The 22,263-nt window shown below is 71.5% G+C and carries 19 protein-coding genes; 8 read left to right on the top strand and 11 right to left on the bottom strand.

Translation table 11 applies throughout. The features are described from left to right. Positions 1–131: 131 nt before the first annotated feature. Positions 132–467 carry a hypothetical protein gene (locus tag ACPXCS_RS05610; RefSeq protein ID WP_376326699.1) on the bottom strand — a complete coding sequence of 112 codons (336 nt, stop codon included), beginning with the start codon at positions 465–467 and terminating at the stop codon, positions 132–134. A gap of 367 nt (positions 468–834) precedes the next feature. On the opposite strand from ACPXCS_RS05610, the gene ACPXCS_RS05605 reads away from it, so the two are divergent. Continuing rightward, positions 835–1,776 carry a helix-turn-helix transcriptional regulator gene (locus tag ACPXCS_RS05605; protein ID WP_425943949.1) on the top strand — a complete coding sequence of 314 codons (942 nt, stop codon included), beginning with the start codon at positions 835–837 and terminating at the stop codon, positions 1,774–1,776. Positions 1,777–1,900: 124 nt separating this feature from the next. Here the strand turns inward: ACPXCS_RS05605 and ACPXCS_RS05600 are convergent, their stop codons facing one another. Continuing rightward, positions 1,901–2,944 carry a LuxR C-terminal-related transcriptional regulator gene (locus tag ACPXCS_RS05600; RefSeq protein WP_425943951.1) on the bottom strand — a complete coding sequence of 348 codons (1,044 nt, stop codon included), beginning with the start codon at positions 2,942–2,944 and terminating at the stop codon, positions 1,901–1,903. Positions 2,945–3,178: 234 nt separating this feature from the next. Here ACPXCS_RS05600 and ACPXCS_RS05595 point away from each other — a divergent pair, with 234 nt between their 5' ends. Next, positions 3,179–4,384, top strand: a complete 1,206-nt coding sequence (locus ACPXCS_RS05595) for a DUF418 domain-containing protein (protein ID WP_425943953.1) — start codon at positions 3,179–3,181, stop codon at positions 4,382–4,384. On the opposite strand, the gene ACPXCS_RS05590 is transcribed toward ACPXCS_RS05595, so the two are convergent. The 6 genes from ACPXCS_RS05590 to ACPXCS_RS05565 form a co-directional block, all read right to left on the bottom strand. Beyond that, the gene (locus tag ACPXCS_RS05590; protein ID WP_425943955.1) at positions 4,377–5,486 is read right to left on the bottom strand and encodes a substrate-binding domain-containing protein; all 1,110 of its coding nucleotides are present in this window, start codon (positions 5,484–5,486) and stop codon (positions 4,377–4,379) included. The genes ACPXCS_RS05595 and ACPXCS_RS05590 overlap by 8 nt on opposite strands. A gap of 281 nt (positions 5,487–5,767) precedes the next feature. Further along, positions 5,768–6,220 carry a heat shock protein transcriptional repressor HspR gene (locus ACPXCS_RS05585; RefSeq protein WP_425943957.1) on the bottom strand — a complete coding sequence of 151 codons (453 nt, stop codon included), beginning with the start codon at positions 6,218–6,220 and terminating at the stop codon, positions 5,768–5,770. Positions 6,221–6,225: 5 nt separating this feature from the next. Further along, entirely contained in the window at positions 6,226–7,404 is a 1,179-nt protein-coding gene (dnaJ, locus tag ACPXCS_RS05580; protein WP_425943959.1) for a molecular chaperone DnaJ, read from the bottom strand. 33 nt (positions 7,405–7,437) lie between these two features. Next, on the bottom strand, positions 7,438–8,094 hold the full coding sequence (gene grpE / locus ACPXCS_RS05575; protein WP_425943961.1) for a nucleotide exchange factor GrpE: 657 nt from the start codon (positions 8,092–8,094) through the stop codon (positions 7,438–7,440). Next, positions 8,091–9,947, bottom strand: a complete 1,857-nt coding sequence (dnaK, locus tag ACPXCS_RS05570) for a molecular chaperone DnaK (protein ID WP_311678084.1) — start codon at positions 9,945–9,947, stop codon at positions 8,091–8,093. Before dnaK ends, grpE begins: the two co-directional genes overlap by 4 nt. A gap of 94 nt (positions 9,948–10,041) precedes the next feature. Continuing rightward, on the bottom strand, positions 10,042–11,052 hold the full coding sequence (locus tag ACPXCS_RS05565) for an undecaprenyl/decaprenyl-phosphate alpha-N-acetylglucosaminyl 1-phosphate transferase (protein WP_425943963.1): 1,011 nt from the start codon (positions 11,050–11,052) through the stop codon (positions 10,042–10,044). A 242-nt stretch (positions 11,053–11,294) separates the two neighbouring features. Here ACPXCS_RS05565 and ACPXCS_RS05560 point away from each other — a divergent pair, with 242 nt between their 5' ends. Beyond that, complete coding sequence (locus tag ACPXCS_RS05560) at positions 11,295–13,613, top strand: heterodisulfide reductase-related iron-sulfur binding cluster (protein ID WP_425943965.1); 2,319 nt, start codon at positions 11,295–11,297, stop codon at positions 13,611–13,613. A 132-nt stretch (positions 13,614–13,745) separates the two neighbouring features. Here the strand turns inward: ACPXCS_RS05560 and ACPXCS_RS05555 are convergent, their stop codons facing one another. After that, positions 13,746–14,072 (bottom strand): hypothetical protein, encoded by a 327-nt coding sequence (locus tag ACPXCS_RS05555; RefSeq protein ID WP_425943967.1) that lies wholly within the window; start codon positions 14,070–14,072, stop codon positions 13,746–13,748. Positions 14,073–14,424: 352 nt separating this feature from the next. Between ACPXCS_RS05555 and ACPXCS_RS05550 the strand changes: the two genes are divergently transcribed. Next, entirely contained in the window at positions 14,425–14,901 is a 477-nt protein-coding gene (locus tag ACPXCS_RS05550; protein ID WP_425943969.1) for a hypothetical protein, read from the top strand. 4 nt (positions 14,902–14,905) lie between these two features. Here ACPXCS_RS05550 and ACPXCS_RS05545 read toward each other — a convergent pair whose 3' ends face one another. Beyond that, on the bottom strand, positions 14,906–15,568 hold the full coding sequence (locus tag ACPXCS_RS05545; RefSeq protein WP_425943971.1) for a DUF1707 SHOCT-like domain-containing protein: 663 nt from the start codon (positions 15,566–15,568) through the stop codon (positions 14,906–14,908). A gap of 199 nt (positions 15,569–15,767) precedes the next feature. Between ACPXCS_RS05545 and ACPXCS_RS05540 the strand changes: the two genes are divergently transcribed. Beyond that, positions 15,768–16,103 carry a DUF6233 domain-containing protein gene (locus ACPXCS_RS05540; RefSeq protein WP_425943973.1) on the top strand — a complete coding sequence of 112 codons (336 nt, stop codon included), beginning with the start codon at positions 15,768–15,770 and terminating at the stop codon, positions 16,101–16,103. Between the two features lie 19 nt (positions 16,104–16,122). Here the strand turns inward: ACPXCS_RS05540 and ACPXCS_RS05535 are convergent, their stop codons facing one another. Next, positions 16,123–17,463, bottom strand: a complete 1,341-nt coding sequence (locus ACPXCS_RS05535; protein WP_425943975.1) for a hypothetical protein — start codon at positions 17,461–17,463, stop codon at positions 16,123–16,125. 423 nt (positions 17,464–17,886) lie between these two features. Here ACPXCS_RS05535 and ACPXCS_RS05530 point away from each other — a divergent pair, with 423 nt between their 5' ends. From ACPXCS_RS05530 to ACPXCS_RS05520, 3 genes are read left to right on the top strand one after another with little or no spacing between them, the layout of a single operon-like run. Further along, complete coding sequence (locus ACPXCS_RS05530; RefSeq protein ID WP_425943977.1) at positions 17,887–19,293, top strand: FG-GAP-like repeat-containing protein; 1,407 nt, start codon at positions 17,887–17,889, stop codon at positions 19,291–19,293. 35 nt (positions 19,294–19,328) lie between these two features. After that, the gene (locus tag ACPXCS_RS05525) at positions 19,329–20,744 is read left to right on the top strand and encodes a hypothetical protein (RefSeq protein ID WP_425943979.1); all 1,416 of its coding nucleotides are present in this window, start codon (positions 19,329–19,331) and stop codon (positions 20,742–20,744) included. A gap of 43 nt (positions 20,745–20,787) precedes the next feature. Then, positions 20,788–22,215 carry a VCBS repeat-containing protein gene (locus ACPXCS_RS05520; protein ID WP_425943981.1) on the top strand — a complete coding sequence of 476 codons (1,428 nt, stop codon included), beginning with the start codon at positions 20,788–20,790 and terminating at the stop codon, positions 22,213–22,215. Positions 22,216–22,263 lie beyond the last annotated feature (48 nt).

Below are 22,263 nucleotides of genomic sequence, written 5' to 3'. Positions count from 1 at the left end.
CAGCCACAGGGGAAGCGGACGGATGCCCGGACATGTCCCCACAAACTGCAGCGGCGTCACCGTGTTCAGGTCACGGTGACGCCGCTGCGGGGGGAAGCACCTGAGCGATCTGTTACGACGGGGGAATCGCGTCAGGCACTGCGGGGGGTGGCAGAGATGGTCCGCGGGACAGGCGCGTCGGCCTCCACCTGCTGGTGGTCCCGTTGATCCAGGTTCACAAAGATCATTCCGTACCGTACGGCACATCGCACTGGCTGCGGCGCCCCCCGAGGCCGCCGCAGACACCGGTACGCCCGTACGTCTCCGTCCTCGTCCCGCGTGACGACGACCGGCTCACCGAACACGGTCACCATCAGCGAGTCACCGCTGTGGGGGATGGCGGTGACCAGGTCGATGAAGTGCCAGCCGGAGCGGTAGGCGGTGGCCATCTCACGTCGGAAGGAGCGGTCGTCGGGTGGAGTGGTCACGGTCAGCTCCCCGCCCCGTCTGCCCCGGGGGTCGGCCACTGGGTGTTGTCAGCGACTGCCGCGTTCACAGCCACCGCCGGCCACTGCGTGTTCGCCCGAGTTCCGCTCTCCTCATCGGAGAAGCCGCTCAGTGCAACGAGCGCTGCGACGGCGGAGAAGGCGGCGACAAGCACCGAGCGAAGCATTTTGTTACGCATAGTCGGCTTCGTCCTCACTTGAAGGTCCCCTTTTCCCCCGTCGAGTACGACGATGGCTCATTCGGGCACGTCATGGCCACACAATCGATGCATCATGTTCCTGCATGTTCAGGACCCTGGGGGGTGGAGATTTGGCAACGAATCCGACAAGTGAGACACATCCCCATGCGATGACCCAGTGGTGCGAGGAGGGCGGCCGTCTGTATGCCGCCGCTCTGCGTACCGGACGTATCGCACGAGCGGAAGTGGCGTCGGCGCCCTGCCTGGTGGAATTCGACCTCCTCCACCCCGACCCGGACGACCCCGACTGGCTGCGTCCGGTGCCGCCGGTCATCGCCCTGTCCCGGCAGCTCGGTCCGCTGGAGAGCGAGATCGCCGAGCGCAGGCGCCAGGCCGTGAACCTGGCGGAGACCTTCCAGCCGTTCATGGCCATGGGTACCCACACGGCGTCCAGCGACTCCATCACGGTCCTCGAGGGCGGTGAACGCATCAACGCCGCGCTCAACCTGGCCACCGCCCAGTGCCAGGCCGAGCTCCTGACGGTGCAGCCCAGCGACCGTGTCTCCGAGAGCAGCCTGCTGCGCAGCCTCGAACGGGACAAGCCCCTGATCGAGCGTGGCGTCAAGGTCCGGAGTCTGTACCAGCACACCGCTCGGTACAACCCCGAGAAACTGGCCTATGTGGCCCGGCTCTCCGAGGGGAAGGTGGAGTACCGCACCATCGACGAACTGGTCGAGCGCCTGATCATCTGCGACGAGGCGGTCGCCTTCATCCCCGCACGCGACGACCAGCAGGTCGCCCTGGAACTGCGCCACCCCGGGCTGGTGCGCTACCTCATCAAGGTCTTCGAGTACCTCTGGGACCGCGCGGTGCCGATGAGCACCGGCGCGCCCTACGAGGCGGCGTCCGGCGGCATCACCGAGATCCAGCACTCCATCGCCAAGCTCCTGGTGGAGGGCCACGTGGACGAGGCCATCGCCCGCCGCCTCGGCATGAACGTCCGTACCTGCCGGGCCCACATAGCCAAGCTGGCTTCGGCCCTGGGCAGCGGCAGCCGGGCCCAGCTCGGCTACCTCATCGCGCAGTCGGGGATCCTGCAGCAGGACCACTGAACAGGAGGAAGCCCCGGGCGACTTCGGCGCCGCACCGCCCGCACGCCCCGGAAGAACTGTGCCCCGCCGGCGCGGAGTCGTACGAGCGTGCCCTGCGGGAGGACGAGGGCTCAGCTCGGGTGCCTCATCGGGCGGTCCGGGATTCCCGGCCGGGAAGACCGACCGGCCGGGCCGCGCCGGACCGGGGCGGTCCGTCCAGACCCGCCTGGGCGATGCGCACGCCCAGCTGCGTACGGCTCGCCGCCCCCAGCGTCTCCGACAGCCGCGCGATGTGCGCCCGGCACGTCCGCACGCTGATCCCCAGCCGCTCCGCGATCACCGCGTCCTGGTGCCCCTCGGCAAGCAGGGCCGCGATGGACTGCTCCCGGTGGGAGATGCCCTCGATGCCCGTGTCGGGCAGCGGGGCCGTCAGGGGGATCGCCAGGCGCCACAGCCGCTCGAAGACCGTGACCAGGTACTCGATCAGCGCCGGATGCCGCAGCTCCAGCGCCATCGTCCGGTCGGTGTTGGCCGGGATGAACGCCACCGTCCGGTCGAACAGGATCAGCCGGTCGATCACCTCGTCCAGCGTGCGCGCCTCGACCGCGGTGCCCATCAGCTCCAGATAGGTGAGCAACCCCTGCCCGTGCCGGGCGACATGGGTGTACAGGTCCCGCATCCGCACCCCGCGGCCGCGCAGCGCGAGCGCCCGGTGCAGGCCCTCGGACAGCTCCGCCTCCCGGCGGATGCCGCCGGGCTGCACCGTCAGCACCTCGGTGGTGCACGCCTGCGTCGCCTCGTCCATCGCGGCCTGGATCCGGGCGAGTCCGTCGAGGACGCGGATCGCCGGGCCCTCGGCGGCGGCAGCGGCCGGCTGCACCTGACGGCCCAGCCCGGCGTACCACTCGACTGCGGCCACGGCCGAGCCCACCCGCCGCTGGCTCGCGCTGACCTCGTCGTACATCCCGCGCAGCAGCCGGGTCATGACCTCCTGCGGCGAGGTCGGCACCAGCCAGTCCATGTCGTCCGGATCCGGGTGCAGCAGGGCGAGTTCCAGCAGGCAGGGCACCGGCTCGGCGTCCCGGCGCGGCACCCGGCCCCGCCGTACGGCCCGGGAATACACGCGATCCCCGGCCTCGCACAGCCGGTCGGCACCGTGAGGATGCTCCTCCGCCCCGTGCCCGGCCATCGCCCATCCCACCCCCGGTTCCGCCGTGTCCGCAGCGCAACTATGCGCGGCCCGGACCTGCTCCGCAACACGGCTCCCGGGGGCCGGAGTTCCCTTTTGCGCCGTTCGGTCCGTGATTCCGCTCGCTCCCACCTGGCCGGTTGGCGCGTGCGGGGGGTGCCGGGCCGGCGGTCGATGTGCGACCTTTTGTGATCACGGGCCGGGACCGGGCCCGCTGCCCGGTGAGGGGGAGAGATGAACGACCCGGGGGGACGGGTGGACCCGCGGCGCCTGCCCGCCGTCGACGCGCTGCGGGGCTTCGCCCTGCTGGGCATCCTGGTGGTCAACAGCGCGCAGATGATGAGCCCTTACGAGGCGGAGGGGTTCCGCGACCCGGACGCGGCACCCGTGGACCACGTCGCCGTCTGGCTGGTGACGGCGCTGGCGTCGAGCAAGTTCTACCTGCTCTTCTCGTTCCTGTTCGGCTACAGCTTCACCCTGCAGACGGCCTCCGCCGAGCGGGACGGCGGGAACCCGACCGCGCGGTTCCTGCGCCGGTCCCTCGGCCTGGTGCTCCTCGGCCTGGCGCACGCCGTCCTGCTGTACACCGGCGACATCCTGATGGCCTACGGCCTGCTCGGCCTCGTCCTGCCGGCGGCGCGCCGGATCGCCCCGGCCACGGCCGTGAAGGCCGCCGGGTGGATCTACGGGGTGTTCGCGACCGTCCTCGTCGGGCTGGGGACCCTCGCCACGGCGGTGGACGAACAGGAACCCGTCCCGCACGGGGCGATCGACCGGGCCGTGGCCGCCTACCGCGGCACCGTCGGCTCCGTCGTGCGCGAGAACCTGGACCGGCTGCCGCTCACCCTCGCCGCCGCGCTCCTGATGGCCCCGGGCGTGCTCGCGGCCTTCCTCCTCGGCCTGGCGGCGGGCAAGAGACGGCTGCTCGCGCCCGGCGGGGTGGACCGCGCCCGGCTGCGGCGGACCGCGGCCGTGGGACTGGCCGTCGGCGTCCCGGGGGCCGTCTTCTTCGCCTCCGCCGCCCAGGGGCCGCTGGACGACCGCTGGCACCTCCTGGGCATCGGCGTGGGCACCCTGACGGCCCCGGCCCTGTCGGCCGCCTACGCGTGCCTGCTGCTGCTCCTGCTGGACTCGCCGTGGGGCGGGCGGGTGCGGCTGGTGTTCGTCCCGGCGGGCCGCCTGGCGCTCACGCACTACCTCGGGCAGTCCCTGCTCGTGATGTGCCTGGCGTCGGCGTACGGCCTGTCCCTGTACGGCCGCCTGGGCGCGGCCGCCGTGCTGCTGCTCGCGGTCGCCGTCTACGCGTTCCAGCTCGCCCTCGGCACGGCGCTGCTGCGGCGCTTCCGGCACGGGCCCGCCGAGTGGCTGCTCCGGGCGATCACCCTGGCGGGGCGGCCGGGGCGGACCCGCGCCCCGCGGGCGCCGGAACCGGCTAGTTGAGGCCCGCCGCCTCGCACGCCGCCTTGTACGGGGCGGTGCAGATGTCCGACACCTTGTAGATGTCGTCGGCGACGACCGTGTCCTCGATGTTCTTCTTGGTCAGCGCGACCACCGGGACGAGCTGGGCCGGGATGCCCTTGTGTGTGGGGCTGTCGACCTTGTCGCGGGTGAGGGCGGCGAACTGGATGTCGCGGCCCTGGACCTTGGCGACGGCCATCTCCGCGGCGTTCTCCGCCTCCTGCGGGTACGACTTGTAGACGCTCATGTACTGCTTGCCGGCGAGGATCCGCTGCACGGCGGCCAGTTCCGCGTCCTGGCCGGTGATCGGCGGCAGGTCGGTCACGCCCGCGGCCTCCAGGGCCTTGACGATGCCGCCGGCCATGCCGTCGTTGGCCGAGTAGACGGCCTTGATGTTGTCCTTGCCGATCTTCGCGATGGCCTGGGCCATGTTGGCCTCGGCGTTCTCCGGCTTCCAGTCCGCGGTGTCGAAGGACTGGGCGATCGTCACCTTGCCGTTCAGCTCGGACATCGCCCCGGCCTTGAACTGCTTGGCGTTGGGGTCCGTCGGCGAGCCGTTCATCATGACGATCTTGTCGGTGAGGCCGGCGTCCTCGCCGATGGCCTCCAGCAGGGTGCGTCCCTGGACCTCGCCGACCAGCTCGTTGTCGAAGGAGATGTACGCCTCGATCGGGCCCTCGGCCAGCCGGTCGTAGGCGATGACCGGGATGCCGGCCTCCTTGGCCTTCTTCACGCTGCCGGCGATGGCGTGCGAGTCGACCGCGTCCAGCAGGATCACGTCGACCCGGTCGTCGATCATCTGCTGCATCTGGCTCGCCTGCTTGCCGGCGTCCGCCTCGGCGTTGGCGTACTCGACGCGGCCCTTGTCGTTGGTGAGGGACTCGACCTTCCGCTTGATGATCGGGTAGTCGAAGTTCTCGTAGCGCGTGTTGGCCTTCTCCGGCAGCAGCAGGCCCACCGTGATGTCGTTGCCCTTGGTCGGGCTCGCGTCGTCACTGCTCCCGGTCGCGTTGAGCACGCCGCAGCCGGCGAGCGTGAGGGAGATCGTGGCGGCGGCCACGGATATGGCGATACGACGACGCATACGGGGGCTCACTTCGCGTGTGATTCGGACGTGGGCACAGCATTGCGGCCCATGTGTCTGAAAAGACAACGCGGACGCGCCCCCCAGCGTCAAGCGGAACCACTTAACGAGATGGCAACACCACGCTCCGCAGTAGTTGTGAAGACTCTGCGGAATCATCTTCAAGTGCCCTGCACCACACGGTCATCGGCGGGAGGGTGGACGAAACCGCCCAAGGCGCGCGAAAGGGACCGGGAGTCAACTCCCGGTCCCTTTCCCGTGCTTTCGCGGACGCCGCCGCCTCAGTCGGACTGCTGCTGCCGTTTCGGCCGCCACACCACCAGCGCGCTGGTCTGCTGCACCTCCTGGTACGGCACCAGGTCCCGGCGGTACGACGCGTGCACCGCCGCCTCGCGCTGGCGCATCGCCACCGCGGCGCCGTCCAGCGCGTCCTCCAGCTCGGCCACCCGGGCCTGGAGGGCGGCGACCTGGTTCTCCAGTTCGATGATGCGCTTGATTCCGGCCAGGTTGATGCCCTCGTCCTGCGACAACTGCTGCACCTGACGGAGCAGTTCGATGTCACGGGCCGAGTAGCGGCGGCCCCGGCCGGCGGTGCGGTCGGGGGACACCAGGCCCAGACGGTCGTACTGGCGCAGGGTCTGCGGGTGCAGGCCGGACAGCTGGGCCGCCACCGAGATGACGTAGACCGGGGTCTCCTCGGTCAGTTCATACGGGTTGCGTCGACGACCGTCCATCTGACTCATGCTCCCTTCGCGGCCTGGAACAGCTCCGCCCGCGGATCCTCACCCGCGGTCGCCTCGCGATACGCCTCGAGTGCGTCACGAGCCTTCCCCGTCAGGTCCTTCGGGACACTCACCTCGACGGTGACCAGGAGGTCGCCGCGGGTGCCGTCCTTGCGGACCGCGCCCTTGCCCCGGGCGCGCATCGTCCGGCCGTTCGGCGTGCCCGGGGGCAGCTTCAGCGTGACGGGCGGGCCGCCCAGCGTCGGCACCCGGACCTCGCCGCCGAGGGCCGCCTCGGTGAAGGTGACCGGGACGGTGACGGTGAGGTTGTCGTCCTTGCGGCCGAACACCGGGTGGGAGTCGACGTGCACGACCACGTACAGGTCGCCCGCCGGGCCGCCGCGCTCACCCGGCGCGCCCTTGCCGCGCAGCCGGATCCGCTGCCCGTCGCTGACGCCCGCGGGGATGCGCACCTGCATGGTCCGCGAGGACTTGGCCCGGCCGCTGCCCTTGCAGACGTCGCAGGGGGTCTCGGCGATCAGGCCGCGGCCCTTGCAGTCCGGGCAGGGGTCGGTGAGCGAGAAGCCGCCGCCGCTGCCCCGGGCGACCTGCCCGGTGCCGACGCAGGTCGGGCACACGCGCGGCGTGCCGTTCTTGTCGCCGGTGCCCGAACAGGCCTTGCAGGGCGACTGCGAGGACATCCGCAGCGGGACGGTCGCGCCCTCGATGGCCTCCGTGAAGGTGAGGGTGACCTCGGACTCGATGTCCTGGCCGCGCCGGGGCTGCGTACGCGTCCCCGGGCCGGCGCCGCCGCGGTTGAACAGGCCCCCGAAGACGTCACCGAGGCCGCCGCCGAAGCCGCCGGCGCCCTGGCCCCCCTGGGCGCCCCCGAAGAGGTCGCCCAGGTCGAAGTTGAAGGAGCCGCCGCCCGCGCCCGGCCCCGGGCGGAAGCCGCCGTTGCCGAAGAGGGCGCGTGCCTCGTCGTACTCCTTGCGCTTCTTGGGGTCACCGAGGATGTCGTTGGCCTCGGAGATCTCCTTGAAGCGCTCCTCGGCCTTGACGTTTCCCTTGTTGGCGTCCGGGTGGAACTCGCGGGCGAGCTTCCGGTACGCCTTCTTGATCTCGGCCTCGGTGGCGTCCTTGGGGACGCCGAGGACCTTGTAGTAGTCCTTCTCGATGAAGTCCTTGGTGCTCATCCTCGACGCCCCTCCTTCCCTTCGTCCGTGACGTCAGCCCTCGTCCGGGCCACCGCTCTCCTTGTCGTCGGCGTCGGCGGACTCCTCCGCCTTGACCGTCTGCGCCCCCGGCTGGGGCTCGGCCACCGCCACCCGCGCGGGGCGGATGGTGCGCTCGCCGATCCGGTACCCGGGCTGCAGAATCGCCACGCACGTCGTCTCGGTGACGTCCGGTGCGTAGCTGTGCATCAGGGCTTCGTGGATCGTCGGGTCGAAGGGCTCGCCCTCCTTGCCGAACTGCTGCAGGCCCATCTTGGCCGCCGTGCTCTCCAGCGACTCGGCGACGGACTTGAAGCCGCCCACCAGCTCACCGTGTTCGCGCGCGCGGCCGATGTCGTCGAGCACGGGCAGGAGCTCGGTCAGGAGGTTCGCGATGGCGATCTCCTTGACCGCGATCCGGTCGCGCTCCACCCGGCGGCGGTAGTTCTGGTACTCGGCCTGGAGCCGCTGCAGGTCCGCGGTGCGCTCGCCGAGGGCGGTGCGCACCTGGTCCAGCTGGGCCACCAGACCGGCGTCCTGGCCCGTGTCCCCGGCCGGGGCCGCCCCCTCCTCCGTGGAGGGGGAGGCGGCCTTCGGCTCGGCGTCGTCGGAGGTGGCGCCGGAAGGGACGTCGGGCTGCTGCTCGTCGAAGCCCGGGGTCTCCTCCGTCACGCGGCACCGTCCTTCCGGTCCTCGTCGACGATCTCGGCGTCGACGACGTCGTCGTCGGCCTTGGCGTCACCGGCACCCGCGCCGGCTCCGGCGGAGGCACCGCCGGCGGCCTGGGCGCCCTGCGCGTCGGCGTACATGGCCTGGCCCAGCTTCTGGGAGACGGCGGCGACCTTCTCCGTGGCCGTGCGGATCTCGGCCGTGTCCTCGCCCTTGAGCTTCTCCTTCAGCTCGGCGACGGCCTCCTCGACCTCGGTCTTGATCTCGCCGGGGACCTTGTCCTCGTTGTCCTTGAGGAACTTCTCGGTCTGGTAGACGAGCTGCTCGCCCTGGTTGCGGGACTCGGCGGCCTCGCGGCGCTTGTGGTCCTCCTCCGCGTAGCGCTCGGCCTCCTCGCGCATGCGGTCGACCTCGTCCTTCGGCAGCGAGGAGCCGCCGGTGACGGTCATCTTCTGCTCCTTGCCCGTGCCCAGGTCCTTGGCGGTCACGTGCATGATGCCGTTGGCGTCGATGTCGAAGGACACCTCGATCTGCGGGACGCCGCGGGGCGCCGGGGGCAGACCGGTCAGCTCGAACATCCCGAGCTTCTTGTTGTACGCCGCGATCTCGCGCTCGCCCTGGTAGACCTGGATCTGCACGGACGGCTGGTTGTCCTCGGCGGTGGTGAAGATCTCGGACCGCTTGGTCGGGATCGTCGTGTTCCGCTCGATGAGCTTGGTCATGATGCCGCCCTTGGTCTCGATGCCGAGGGACAGCGGGGTGACGTCGAGGAGCAGGACGTCCTTGACCTCGCCCTTGAGGACACCGGCCTGCAGGGCGGCGCCGATGGCGACGACCTCGTCCGGGTTGACGCCCTTGTTGGCGTCCTTGCCGCCGGTCAGCTCCTTGACGAGCTCGGCGACGGCGGGCATACGGGTCGAGCCGCCGACCAGGACGACGTGGTCGATCTCGCTGATGGAGATGCCGGCGTCCTTGATGACGTTGTGGAACGGCGTCTTGCAGCGCTCCAGGAGGTCCGCGGTCAGCTGCTGGAACTGGGCGCGGGTGAGCTTCTCGTCGAGGTGCAGGGGGCCCTCGGCGGAGGCGGTGATGTAGGGCAGGTTGATCGAGGTCTCGGTGGACGAGGACAGCTCGATCTTGGCCTTCTCGGCGGCCTCGCGCAGACGCTGCAGGGCCATCTTGTCCTTGCCCAGGTCCACGCCGTGGCCGGACTGGAACTGCTGGACCAGGTAGTCGACGATGCGCTGGTCCCAGTCGTCACCACCGAGGTGGTTGTCACCGTTGGTGGCCTTCACCTCGACGACGCCGTCGCCGATCTCCAGCAGCGAGACGTCGAACGTACCGCCACCGAGGTCGAAGACCAGGATGGTCTGGTCGTCCTTGTCGAGGCCGTACGCCAGGGCGGCCGCGGTCGGCTCGTTGACGATGCGCAGCACGTTCAGACCGGCGATCTCGCCGGCCTCCTTCGTGGCCTGGCGCTCCGAGTCGTTGAAGTACGCCGGGACGGTGATGACCGCGTCGGTCACCTTCTCGCCCAGGTAGGCCTCCGCGTCCCGCTTCAGCTTCTGCAGCACGAAGGCGCTGATCTGCTGCGGGTTGAAGGGCTTCCCGTCGAGCTCGATCTTCCAGTCCGTGCCCATGTGGCGCTTGACGGAGCGGATGGTCCGGTCCACGTTCGTGACCGCCTGGCGCTTGGCGACCTCGCCGACGAGCACCTCACCGTTCTTGGCGAAGGCGACGACGGACGGCGTGGTCCTGGCGCCCTCGGCGTTGGTGATGACGGTGGGCTCGCCGCCCTCCAGAACGCTGACGACGGAGTTAGTCGTGCCCAGGTCGATGCCGACCGCACGTGCCATGGTTGGTTCCTCCAGCTGACTTGAGTGCAACGGACTCAAGTGTGCACGACGGCACCCCACCGGTCAACAGAGCTGAGTCGACCGGGCTCAAGTCTTATCCGTTCCTTACACGCAACGAGGCATTGACCTGCGACGACACCGGCCTCCGGTCGGCGTACACAGGGACACGGAAGAGGACGAACACCAGCACCAGCGCCCCGCCCGCCACCCACCACAGGGCGTCGTCCCCGACCCGGCCGGCGTGCGCGAGTACCCCTACGAGCACGCCGGTGAACGCCGCGCAGCCCAGCAGCAGCGTGACCCCGGGCACGGTCAGCCCCAGCCGGCGCAGCCGGTGCGCGAGGTGGTCGGGCCCGCTGCGGACGAGGGGCCGCCCGCCCAGCCGCCGCGCCAGCAGCACCAGCAGGGCGTCGGCGCTCACCAGGGCCGTCAGCGCGAAGAGCACCCCCGCGCTCTCCCCGAGCCCGAACCCGGCCCGCACGTGCACCAGGCCGAGGGCGATCACGAACCCGGTGGACATGGAGCCGCAGCTGCCCAGCGCGGCGCGCGCCGGGTGCCAGTTGTGCAGCAGGAACCCGGTCAGCGCCGCGGCCAGCGCGCTCATCAGCGCGGCGACCCCGTCCAGCACGTCGACGGCCGCGCAGGCCGCCACCCCGAAGGCGGTGACCACCCCGACCGTCCCCGCGAGCCCGTCGGCGTGGTCGAGCGCCCGGAAGGCGAAGGTCACCCCGACGGCCCAGACGACGGCGAGCAGCCCGGGCCCCACGCCCGTCTCCCCGTAGGGCACGACACACGCGGCGGCCACGGCCGTACCGGCGGCCAGCACCCGGCGGCGCAGCCGCCACACGTCGTCGACGAGCCCGAGCAGGGCGACGGCGCCACCGGCGAGGAGCAGTCCACCGATCCCGCCGCCGTCCGACTTCCACTCCCCGAACCCCGCGACCGCCCCGGTGACGGCCACGACGGCCACCCCGCCCGACAGCGGCACCTCCCGCTGCCGCCGCCGCTCGACCAGCCGCAGCCGCAGCGCGGGCCCGCGCAGGGCGGCCGTGAGCAGGGCGGTGAGCAGGAGGGCGGTGGCGGCGGCAGCGATCCCGTAGAGCACGGATATAAGTTAGGCGTCACTATGACAATTCGGTATGAATAACACGACCGGATCGCGGCCGGATTCCGTGCCGCTTCTGAGGCAACCCTCAGCGATTCAGATCACTGCCCACCCGGCTACAGTGCGGCGGAAGATAGGGGTAGTCTCAGACGGACTGCATAAGTTACCGCTTAGTAATTTCGGGGAACCCTCCATCGCGACAGGTCGCCCCGACGAAACCCTCGCAGGCCCGAGGAGCCCCCATGCAACTCGCCGCGATCATCGTGTCGCTGGTACTGACCGTGGTCGGCGTCGCGCTGCTCGCACGCGCGATCGGCCAGTTCGTCCGGTACTTCAAGCTGGGCCAGCCCGTGCCCGCCGGTACCCGGACCGACAACCCCTACCAGCGCAGCGTGACCCTGGTGAAGGAGTTCCTCGGCCACACGCGCATGAACCGGTGGGGCATCGTCGGCATCGCCCACTGGTTCGTCGCGATCGGCTTCCTGACGCTGCCGCCGACGATCATCACCGCGTACGGGCAGCTGTTCCAGGCCGACTGGACCCTGCCGGTGCTCGGCGGCTTCCTCCCGTACGAGCTCTACATCGAGTTCATCGCGGCCATGACGACCCTCGGCATCGCCACGCTGATGGTCATCCGCCTGCTGAACCTGCCCTCGCGCCCGGGCCGCAAGTCCCGCTTCGCCGGTTCGAAGATGGGCCAGGCGTACTTCGTCGAGTACGTCATCCTCACCATCGGCCTGGCGATCTACGTACTGCGGGGCCTGGAGGGCGCGCTGCACCACGTGGACCACTACGAGGCCGCGTACTTCGCCTCGTACCCGCTGGTCCTGGCCTTCAAGGGCCTGAGCGTCGCGGCGCTGCAGAACCTCGTCTACTTCTTCGCGATGATCAAGCTCGGCACGACCATGATCTGGATGATCACGGTCAGCCTGAACACCAACATGGGTGTGGCCTGGCACCGCTTCCTGGCGTTCCCGAACATCTGGTTCAAGCGCGAGGCGGCCGGCGGCACGGCGCTCGGCGCGCTGCAGCCGATGACCTCCGGCGGCAAGCCGATCGACTTCACCGACCCGGGCGACGACGACGTCTTCGGCGTCTCCCAGGTCGAGCAGTTCTCCTGGAAGGGCCTGCTGGACTTCTCCACGTGCACCGAGTGCGGCCGCTGCCAGTCGCAGTGCCCCGCCTGGAACACGGGCAAGCCGCTCTCCCCCAAGCTGCTGATCATGTCGCTGCGGGACCACGCGCACGCCAAGGCGCCGTACCTGCTGGCCGGCGGCGGCAAGACCATGGAGGGCGAGGAGAAGGCGTCCGAGGAGCAGCTGGCGGGCGTCCCGGCGGCGGCTCTGGCCGAGGCCGAGCGCCCCCTGGTCGGCACGCTGGAGGACAACGGCGTCATCGACCCGGACGTCCTGTGGTCCTGCACCACCTGCGGTGCCTGCGTCGAGCAGTGCCCGGTGGACATCGAGCACGTCGACCACATCGTCGACATGCGCCGCTACCAGGTGATGATCGAGTCGGCCTTCCCGTCCGAGGCGGGCACGATGCTCAAGAACCTGGAGAAGAAGGGCAACCCCTGGGGCCTGGCGAAGAAGCAGCGCCTGGAGTGGCTCAAGGAGGTCGACTTCGAGGTCCCGGTCGTCGGCAAGGACATCGAGGACCTGTCCGAGGTCGAGTACCTGTACTGGGTCGGCTGCGCCGGTGCCCTGGAGGACCGCGCGAAGAAGACCACGAAGGCCTTCGCGGAGCTGCTGCACATCGCGGGCGTGAAGTTCGCGATCATGGGCGGCGACGAGAAGTGCACCGGTGACTCCGCCCGGCGCCTGGGCAACGAGCCCCTGTTCCAGGAGCTCGGCATGGAGAACGTCATGGCGCTGAACATGGCGTTCGGCGAGGAGATGGACGACGACGGCAAGGTGACGCCCGAGTCGGCGAAGCCGAAGTCCGCGAAGAAGATCGTCGCCACCTGCCCGCACTGCCTCAACACGCTCGGCAACGAGTACCCGCAGCTCGGCGGCGACTACGAGGTCATCCACCACACGCAGCTGCTGCAGCACCTCGTCGACGAGGGCAAGCTCATCCCGGTCACGCCGGTCGAGGGCATCATCACGTACCACGACCCGTGCTACCTGGGCCGCCACAACAAGATCTACACGCCGCCGCGCGAGATCATCGCCGCCGTCCCCGGCGTCCGCAACGAGGAGATGCACCGCCACAAGGAGCGGGGCTTCTGCTGCGGCGCGGGTGGCGCGCGGATGTGGATGGAAGAGCGCATCGGCAAGCGCATCAACAACGAGCGCGTGGACGAGGCCCTGTCGGTCAACCCCGACATCGTCTCGACGGCCTGCCCGTTCTGCCTGGTCATGCTCACGGACTCCGTGAACGGCAAGAAGAACGAGGGCAAGGCGAAGGAGTCCATCACGGTCGTGGACGTCGCCCAGCTCCTGCTGGACTCGGTGAAGACGCCGGTCCCGGCGGAGGCCGACGACACCGACGGCGACGACGAGCCCCCGGCGGGCACGGCGGACTCCGAGAACGCCCCGGAGCCGGAGCCGGTGAAGTAACTCCCCGCTCCGCGCACCGCACGTCGACGCCCCCTGTCCGAGTCATCGGGCGGGGGGCGTCGGCGTTCCAGGCGGGGCATCTGTGCGAGTTGCAGTACGAGTTCGTGCCGGAGTGACGCTGTCCGGCCGGACTCACGACTCCTCCAAACGCACAGCTTCGCCGAGTTCGTCGACCGCGGTCCAGTACTGATCAAGAGCCGTGTGGAACGCCGATGTCCCGGCGACACCCTCCGCTATGTCGCCCAGCGCCATGTAGAGGCTCCTGGACGCGGTGAAGACGCGATCGCACGCCTCGATGACGCTGCTGCTCCGGGCGTGCACGGTGGCGATCTGACGGGTGTGACGGAAGGGGCCGAAGACCTCGCGCAGGCGGGCCCGGTGCTCGTCCAGCAGCGTCCGGCGCTGCTCCTGGCCCTCGATGCTCAGGATGGACGGAGTCCGGCGATACTCCATACCCATGAGGTGCGCCTGCTCGAGGAAGGCCAGGTAAGCGGCTCGTCTGATCTCCCGCTGGCGTGTCTCCTCCTGGGCCGAAGCGGAGATCTCGGCTTGTAACCGTGCCGCTCGCGTGTGGCCACGACTGGTGACCCAACTGGCGAGTACCGCCGTTGCGCCCGTCAGCCCCGCGATCCAGAGTCCGGTGTCCCCCACGTCAGTCGAGTGTGGGGCTTGGCGCGCTGTCGGACCAGTCCGAGAACAATCACCGGGACGCAGCCGGTCGAGCTGGAGAGTGCGGGTGTCGCGGACCAGGCGCCGATGCGTGCTCAACGAACGAGACGAGCGGCCTTGCGGGCGTGGATACGGTCGCATCATGGAGTGGATCACACTGATCAGCACCGTTGTCGGCGCCGTGATCGCTACCGGCTCCACCATGCTCCTGGACCGGCAGCGGTGGCGACGCGAGCAGGGGGATCGCGAGACCCGGGCACGTCGCGCCCTGTACGGGGAGTACCTGGCCGGCCTCTCGGAGGCCCGGCACGCTTGTGGAAACGTGGCCCGGGATCCGGACATGGCCGTCGCGAAACGTCGCACCACGGCCCGCGAAGCCTTCGGCCCGTGCATCGGTCTGAGGTACCACATGACCATCAGCGCGCCCAAGACGGTGGTGAGCGCCTCCGAAGACGCGTTCCGCCGCCTGCGTGACCTGCGGGATCACGTGATGGAGGGCGTCCCGGTCACGGAATCCGCGTACCTGCAGGGGCGTCGAGCCTATGACGATGCTCTTGCCGCACTCCGGGCGCGCATGCGGGAAGACCTGCGCGTCAGTGACGACAGCACTGCTCTCTGACCGTTCAGGCCCTCGCTGAAGAAGACCCCGCCCTCCCCTGCAGCCGCCGGCCGAGTGTCCGGCGGGTGGGGCCGATCACCACGCGGCCGTGGGTTTTCTGGCCGGTCAGTTCCACTCGTAGAGTCACCGGCGTATCGGGGGCCGTCGGGGACTGGCGGTGCTTGATCCTGCAGTGCGTCAGCTGCAAGCCGTCCGTGTCGACCACGATGCCCGGTCTCGTGACCAGGGTCAGGGTCTTGCCCGTCATCGCCACGTCGATCCGCAGCGTGTCGTGCGTGATCACCGCCTCCGTGAAGTCGAGCGTCACCTTGCAGAACGTCACCGCGAGCTCCAGCCTCCGCGGTACCACCCAGCGGCCCAGGCGCTCGACCGGGCCGCTGTGGACCTGCTCGATCCGGACGACGTCCTTGGCCTGCGTCCCGGCCGCACCGGTCCCCGCCAGGGCGGATGGGAGGTCCGCGGTCAGGGGCGCCAGTTCCTTCAGGGTGCGCGCCGACAGGGCCGTCTCCAGGCGCTCGTCCAGCTCCTCCGCGGTCAGCAGGCCGTCCCCCGCCGCGATGCGCAGCACGTCCACCACCCGGTCCCGGTCGGCGTGGGAGGCCCGCAGCTCGGGTGGGGAACCGGGGCGGGCGGACTGCTCCTCGGTGGGCGAGATCTCTCCCGGCATGCTTCGGTCCTGCTTCCGTCCTGATCGAGACGACCGTCGGCGCGCGACGCGGGCAGCGGCACTCATCATCCCGAGCCCGGGCCGGGGCGACAACCGCCTCCCGCCGCCGAGTTCACCGGGCGGCGGCACACAGGGGGGCTCGCCCTCCCCGCGCTCCCCGCGCTCCCCGCGCTCCCCGCCTGAACCTAGAATCGAACGTATGAACGATCCAGAGTCGCGGCTCGCGCTGCTCCGTTTCCTGGAGCGCGTGCAGGAGCGCGACCTGGCACGCACCCGTCGGTGGATCGCGGACGAGGAGCGCCGCCAGGCGGAACGGCGGCGCGGCCTCGCGGCCCGGCCGCCCGCGCCCGACTGGCTGATCGAGCGCGGGCTGTCCGGCCAGGAGGCCGTGTACGTGCACGTCGGCGGCTGCTGGAACGCCGGGCAGCGCAGCCGGGGCGTCGACCGTGACCGCGCCCGGCAGGCCCTGGCCGAGGGCGTCAAGGCCTGCCCGCAGTGCCGGCCGGACACGGCCCTGGGCTTCGTGGACGGGTAGCCGCTCTCCGCCGGGCGCCTCAGCGCCCCACCCGCACCACCTCCGACGTGGCGCCGCGGAACGACCCCGTCTCCTCGAAGCGCGCCCGGTACGAGCCGCGCCCCGCGTCCGGCAGGTCCGCCGAGAACGCGTACCCCTCACCGGACCACTGAGCCTCCACCGTGCGCAGGTCCGTCCAGCGCTTGCCGTCCCGGGAGTACTCGACGTGCACCGGGACGGTGCCCGGCGTCCAGCCGTCGGGGAAGTCCATGGCGCCCTCGACGTGCACGCCGCCGCCCTGCGCACGAGTGGCCGAGAAGGACGTGAAGACCGAGGCGCGCAGGACCTTGATCTCCGCGCTGTTCCTGGAGGCCGGCGCGATGAACGGGTCGTCACTGTGGGAGGCCACGCGGAACGTGCCGGTCTCCCAGGGGGCGTGGGTGAAGCCGATCCTGCCGTCGGCCCCGGTGGTGAAGTAACCGACGCTCGCGAACTGCCCTCCGGCCGACGGCTCGAACAGCACCCCGCCGCTCTGGCCCTCGAACGGCACCCAGCCCTGCGGCGTCTCGCGCTCCAGCGTCGCCGTGATCGTGACCTCCTCGCCGAGGTCGATCGTCCGGGCCGCCGCCGGTGCCTCGATCGTCCAGCGCGTGGCCACCTGCCGGATGCCGATCTGCGTGGGCGAGGACTCGCCGTGGAGGACGTACGGGTTGGCGTTGTCGTGCCGGTAGACCGCCTGGACCGGGACCGCGTCGTTCACGGTGACCGTGCCGGAGAAGTGGCCCTGCGCGTCGGTGCGGACGGTGTTCTCCGTCCAGTAGTCCACGTCGAGGTCCACCCGGTGGTCCGCCAGCGGCTCGACCTCACGGGTTCCGGGCCAGCGTCCCTTCAGGGTGCCGTCGATCCGCACCTGGCGGTCGTCCGTGTCGATCTCCGTGCGGTCGGTGCGCACGTCCTCGAACACGGCCGCGACGTAGTAGGCGAGCGTGCCGGCGGAGGTGTCCAGGGTGCGGTCGCCGTCGGCGTCCGTGGCCTCGACGCGGACGTCGTAGGTACCGAGGGCGGGCAGGTCGAGCGGCTGCCTCGTGTGCCACACGCCGTCGTCCGCCGTGCCGTGGGCCAGGGTGAACGCGTCGAACTCGACGACGGCGACCTCCTGCTGCGTGGCCGCCGAGACGAGGTGGGCCCGGATGCCCGTGACGGCGCTGTCGGAGCGGATGCCGATCTGCAGCGTGCCGAGGTCGCCCGAGACGCTGTTGGCGTAGCGGACGTCCGGCGCCTGCCCCTCCACCCCCTCCGCCGCGTACGCCGCCGGCCCACCGGTCAGCAGGAGCGCGGCGGCCGTACCGATGGCAGCGCAGGCCGCCCGAGTTCTGAACAAGGTCCCCCCACAGGAACGCGTCAACGCCGCACCGGACAGCCCGCGCACGGCCGAACAGTCTTTCTACCGCACGCTTCTGACGACGGTCCCCTGGGTTTCCGCGCCTCCCTCCACCCCACAGCAGACGCAACTCACAGCAGCCCCGAAAACAACCGAACTCACGTACAACCCTTACGTCCTCACACAGGTCTCCTGATCGCCGACCGCCCATGAACGCCAGGACAACTTCCGGCGAACGGGGACGGTTCCGGCACCCCACCGACCGCGGATGCCCGCCAGGCACCCCGCACGCCGCAGGAGACCCCGCATGGACCAGCACGTCCCGCCGCACGGCGCACCGCACCGGGCCTGCGCGCCCACGCCCCAGGCCGGCCACGGCACCCCCGCCGTCTGAGCCCCTCCACCCCGACCCGGAGTCCCGCCTTGCGCAAGCGCACCCTCGTCCTGGCCGCCGCCCTCACCACCGGCCTGCTCACCGCCTCCCCCGCCGCCACGGCCGCACCCTCCGGCCTCTCCGGCGACTTCAACGGCGACGGCTACCGCGACGTCGCCATCGGCGCGTTCGCCGCCGACGTCGGCTCGGTGTCCGGCGCCGGCGCCGTCGTCGTGCTGTACGGCTCGTCGTCCGGCGTCTCGGCGGCCCGCCGGACCGTCATCACGCAGGACTCCGCCGGCGTCCCGGGCGCCGCCGAGGAGGACGACCGCTTCGGCTACAGCCTCGCCGCCGGCGACCTGGACCGCGACGGCTACTCCGACCTGGTCGTGGGCGCCCAGTACGAGGACATCGGCGACCGGGACGGCGTCGGCTCGGCCACCGTCCTGTGGGGCGGCACGTCGGGCCTGTTCGGCGGCAAGGGCCTGCCCCAGCCGTCCGACCTCACCGAGTGGGGCGGCTTCTCCTCCGGCGTCGCCACCGGCGACTTCGACGGGGACGGCGCGACGGACGTGACGATCACCGGCCAGTCCCGCACCCGCCTCTACAAGGGCCCCTTCACCCGCACGGGCGGCCCCGCGAGCCACACCGGCCTCGGCACGTTCGGCTCCACGTACGAGGTGTTCGCGGGCGACCTCGACCGGGACGGCGACGCCGAGCGCGTCTACCCGTTCCTCGTCGACGGCGATGTGGGCGGCGAGATCAGCTACCACGGCTGGACCGGCACCAGGTACGCCGCCACCGACCTGCCGGATGCCGACGGCGAGGAGGGCACCATCGCCGACGTCAACGGCGACGGCTACGGCGACCTCGTCCTCGGCGACTACCAGGACCCCCGCGCCGAGAAGCCCGGCGGCCACAAGGGCGGCCAGATCACCGTCTGGTACGGCGGCCCCACCGGCCCCGACCCGGCGCAGCGACCGACCGTGATCCACCAGGACACCTCCGGCGTGCCCGGCGCCGGCGAGGCCGGCGACCTGTTCGGCTCGGCGCTGTCCGCCGGGGACGTCAACGGCGACGGCTACGCCGACATCGCGGTCGGCGCCTGGTCCGAGGACATCGGCTCGGTGGAGGACGCCGGCTCGGTCACCCTGCTGTACGGCTCGGCGAACGGCCTCACCGGCACCGGCGCCAAGTCCTGGTCGCAGGACACCGCGGGCGTCCCCGGCAGCAACGAGACCATGGACGCCTTCGGCATGACCGTGCGCCTGGTCGACCTCGACAGGAACGGCAAGGCCGACCTGGTCACCGGCGCCGGCTACGAGAACGGCTACGGCGCGGTCACCGTCCTGCGCGGCTCCGCCTCCGGCCCGACCACCACCGGGTCGCTGTTCGTGTCGGCCCGTGACGTCTCCCTCAAGGGCGGCGCCGCCTTCGCCTGGGCCATCGCCCAGTGACCCCCCGACGACTCCTCAGCGAGGCACCCACCCCCATGCGGACCCGTATCACCGCCGTCCTGCTGGCCGCGGCCCTGACGCCGCTCACCCTCACCGTCTCGGCCCACGCCGCCACCGCCGCCGCCCCCTGGGACTTCAACGGCGACGGCCGCACCGACCTCGCGATCGGCGCGCCCGGCGCGACGGTCTCCGGGAAGGCGAAGGCGGGCGCGGTCTCCGTCGTCTACGGCAGCACCGGCGGGCCGAAGACCGCCACGCGCACGCTCCTCACCCAGGACACCGCCGGGATGCCCGGCGCGGCCGAGGCCGACGACGCCTTCGGCTCCGCCCTGGCCTCCGCCGACCTCAACACCGACGGCTACGCCGACCTGCTGATCGGCGTGCCCGGCGAGGACGCGTACGACACCAACAACGGCGCGGTCACCGTGGTGTGGGGCTCGGCGACCGGCCTGAGCGGCGCCCGTGCGCTCTACAGCCCCTTCGACCGGGACTACGACCGCTACGGCCAGACCCTCGCCGCCGGCGACTTCGACCACGACGGCACCCTCGACGTGGCGGCCGGCTCCACCGGCCCGATCACCCTCACCCTCGTCAACGGCCCCCACACGAAGACCGGTTCGCCCAACGGCGCCTCGGGCTCCCGCAACAGTTGGTGGTCGGCCACCGCCGGCATCACCCACCTCTCCGCCGGCGACGTCACCGGCGACGGCCACCCCCACGCCGTCCTGCACGGCCGTGCCGCGCACGACGGTGCCGCCACCACGGCCCTGGCCGACCTGGAGATCGGCAACTACAACGACTGGCTGCAGAAGCTGCCCGGCGGCTTCGTCTCCGCCGTCGGGGACATCGACGGCGACGGCCACGACGACATCGCCGTGGGCAACGACCGGGAGGCCTCCGCCGATCCCGGGGGCGCCCTCGGCGGCAAGGTCTCCGTCGTCTACGGCGGCCCCGCCGGCCTGGACCCGGACCGCGCCCCGCTCGTCCTCACCCAGGACACCGCCGGGGTGCCCGGCGCCGCCGAGAAGGGCGACCGCTTCGGCAGCGGCGTCGCGCTCGGCGACGTCAACGGCGACGGATACGCCGACCTCGCCGTCGGCACCGCGGGCGAGAACTCCGCCGCGGGGGCGGTGACCGTGCTGTACGGCTCGGCGTCGGGCCTGACCACGAAGGGCGCGGTGTCGTACACCCAGAACACGGCGGGCGTCCCCGGCGCCTCGGAGAACGGCGACCGGTTCGGCGAGCGCGTCGCCCTCACCGACACCACCGGTGACCGCCGCGCCGACCTGGCGGTCGCCGCCCCGGGCGAGAACGCCGGCGACGGCGCGCTGTGGTCCCTGCGCGCCACGGCCACCGGCCTGACGACGTCCGGCGCGACGAGCTTCGGCCCGGGCACCACGGGCGTCTCCACGGCGGGCGCACCGAGCTACGGCACCGCCCTCACCACCTGACCACCCGGCCTTCCCTCACCCCCGTCACCTGGAGGTTCCCCCCATGCGCAGGCAGACCGCAGCCGCACTCGCCGCCGCCCTGCTGACCGCCGGACTCACCCCGCTGACCCTGGCGGCCCCGGCCTCCGCCGCGCCCGCCGGGTACGCCGACGACTTCAACGGCGACGGCTACCGCGACCTGGCCACCGCCGCGCCCTACACGCCCGTCGCCGGCAAGGCCGACGCGGGCGCCGTCGTCGTCACCTACGGCTCCGCGAGCGGCATCGCCGCGGCCCGCCGGACCGTCCTCACCCAGGACACCGCCGGCATCCCCGGCACCGCCGAGCAGGGCGACCGCTTCGGCAAGGCCCTCGCCGCCGGCGACCTGAACGCCGACGGGTACGCCGACCTGGTCGTCGGCAGCACCGGTGAGGACGTCGGCTCCGACGCCGACGGCGGCTCCGTCACGGTCGTCTGGGGCGGCAAGAACGGCCTGTCCGGCGGCAAGGGCGTCACCGACCCGGCCGTCTCCGCCCACGACGAGTACGGCATGTCCCTCGCCGTCGCCGACTTCGACGGGGACGGCCGCCCCGACCTCGCCACCGGCAGCACCGGCGGCGACGTCTGGATCCACCGGAATTTCACCAAGACCACCGGCTCGACGTCCCGCTCCGAGCTCGCCACCGGCCTGCGGGGCGGCGCGGGTCTGGCCGGCGCCCGGAGCCTCTCCGCCGGCGACATCGACGGCGACGGCACCGACGACCTGGTCGCCACCGGCAGCCGGGCGTCGGACTACGAGGACGGCGCCATGGTCTTCCTCGGCGGCGCCTCCGGCCTCACCCACCAGACGTTCCTCACCAGCGGCGGCTGGGAGCTGGCCACCGTCGGCGACCTCAACGGCGACGGTCACGACGACGTCGTCACGGCGGACTACGGCGGCGACGCCAAGAGCCTCGGCGGCTCGGTGAGCGTGTACCCCGGCGGCCCCGGCGGCGCCCGCACCAGCCCGCAGCTCACGCTCGACCAGGACACCCCCGGCGTCCCCGGCGCGGACGAGGAGGGCGACTGGTTCGGCAACGACCTGTCGATCGCCGACGTCGACGGCGACGGCTTCGGCGACCTGGCCGTCGGCACGATCCACGAGGACGTCGGCACCGCGGAGATCGCCGGCGGCGTCACGGTCCTGCGCGGCTCGGCCGGCGGACTGACCACCACGGCCGCCCAGTCGTTCACCCAGGACACGGCCGGTGTCCCCGGCACCGCCGAGTCCGCCGACCGCTTCGGCTCCTCGGTCCGCCTGTCCGACCTCACCGGCGACGGCAAGGCGGACCTGTCGATCGGCTCCGACGGCGAGAACCACCCCTCGGGCGCGGTCTACAGCCTGCGCGGCTCGGCCTCGGGCATCACCACGAAGAACGCGGTCAGCTTCGGCCCCGGTTCCCTCGGCATGTCGACCACCGGCTACCTGCGACTGGGCCAGGACATGCTCTAGCCGCCGCCCCGGCAGGCCACCGGTGCGGCCCGTACGGCCCAACCCTGA

The organism is Streptomyces sp. DT190 (assembly GCF_049846985.1).
In the GTDB taxonomy this organism is placed as follows: domain Bacteria; phylum Actinomycetota; class Actinomycetes; order Streptomycetales; family Streptomycetaceae; genus Streptomyces.
Note: the sequence above shows the minus strand (reverse complement) of the source record. Positions and strands in the feature narration are given on the sequence as shown.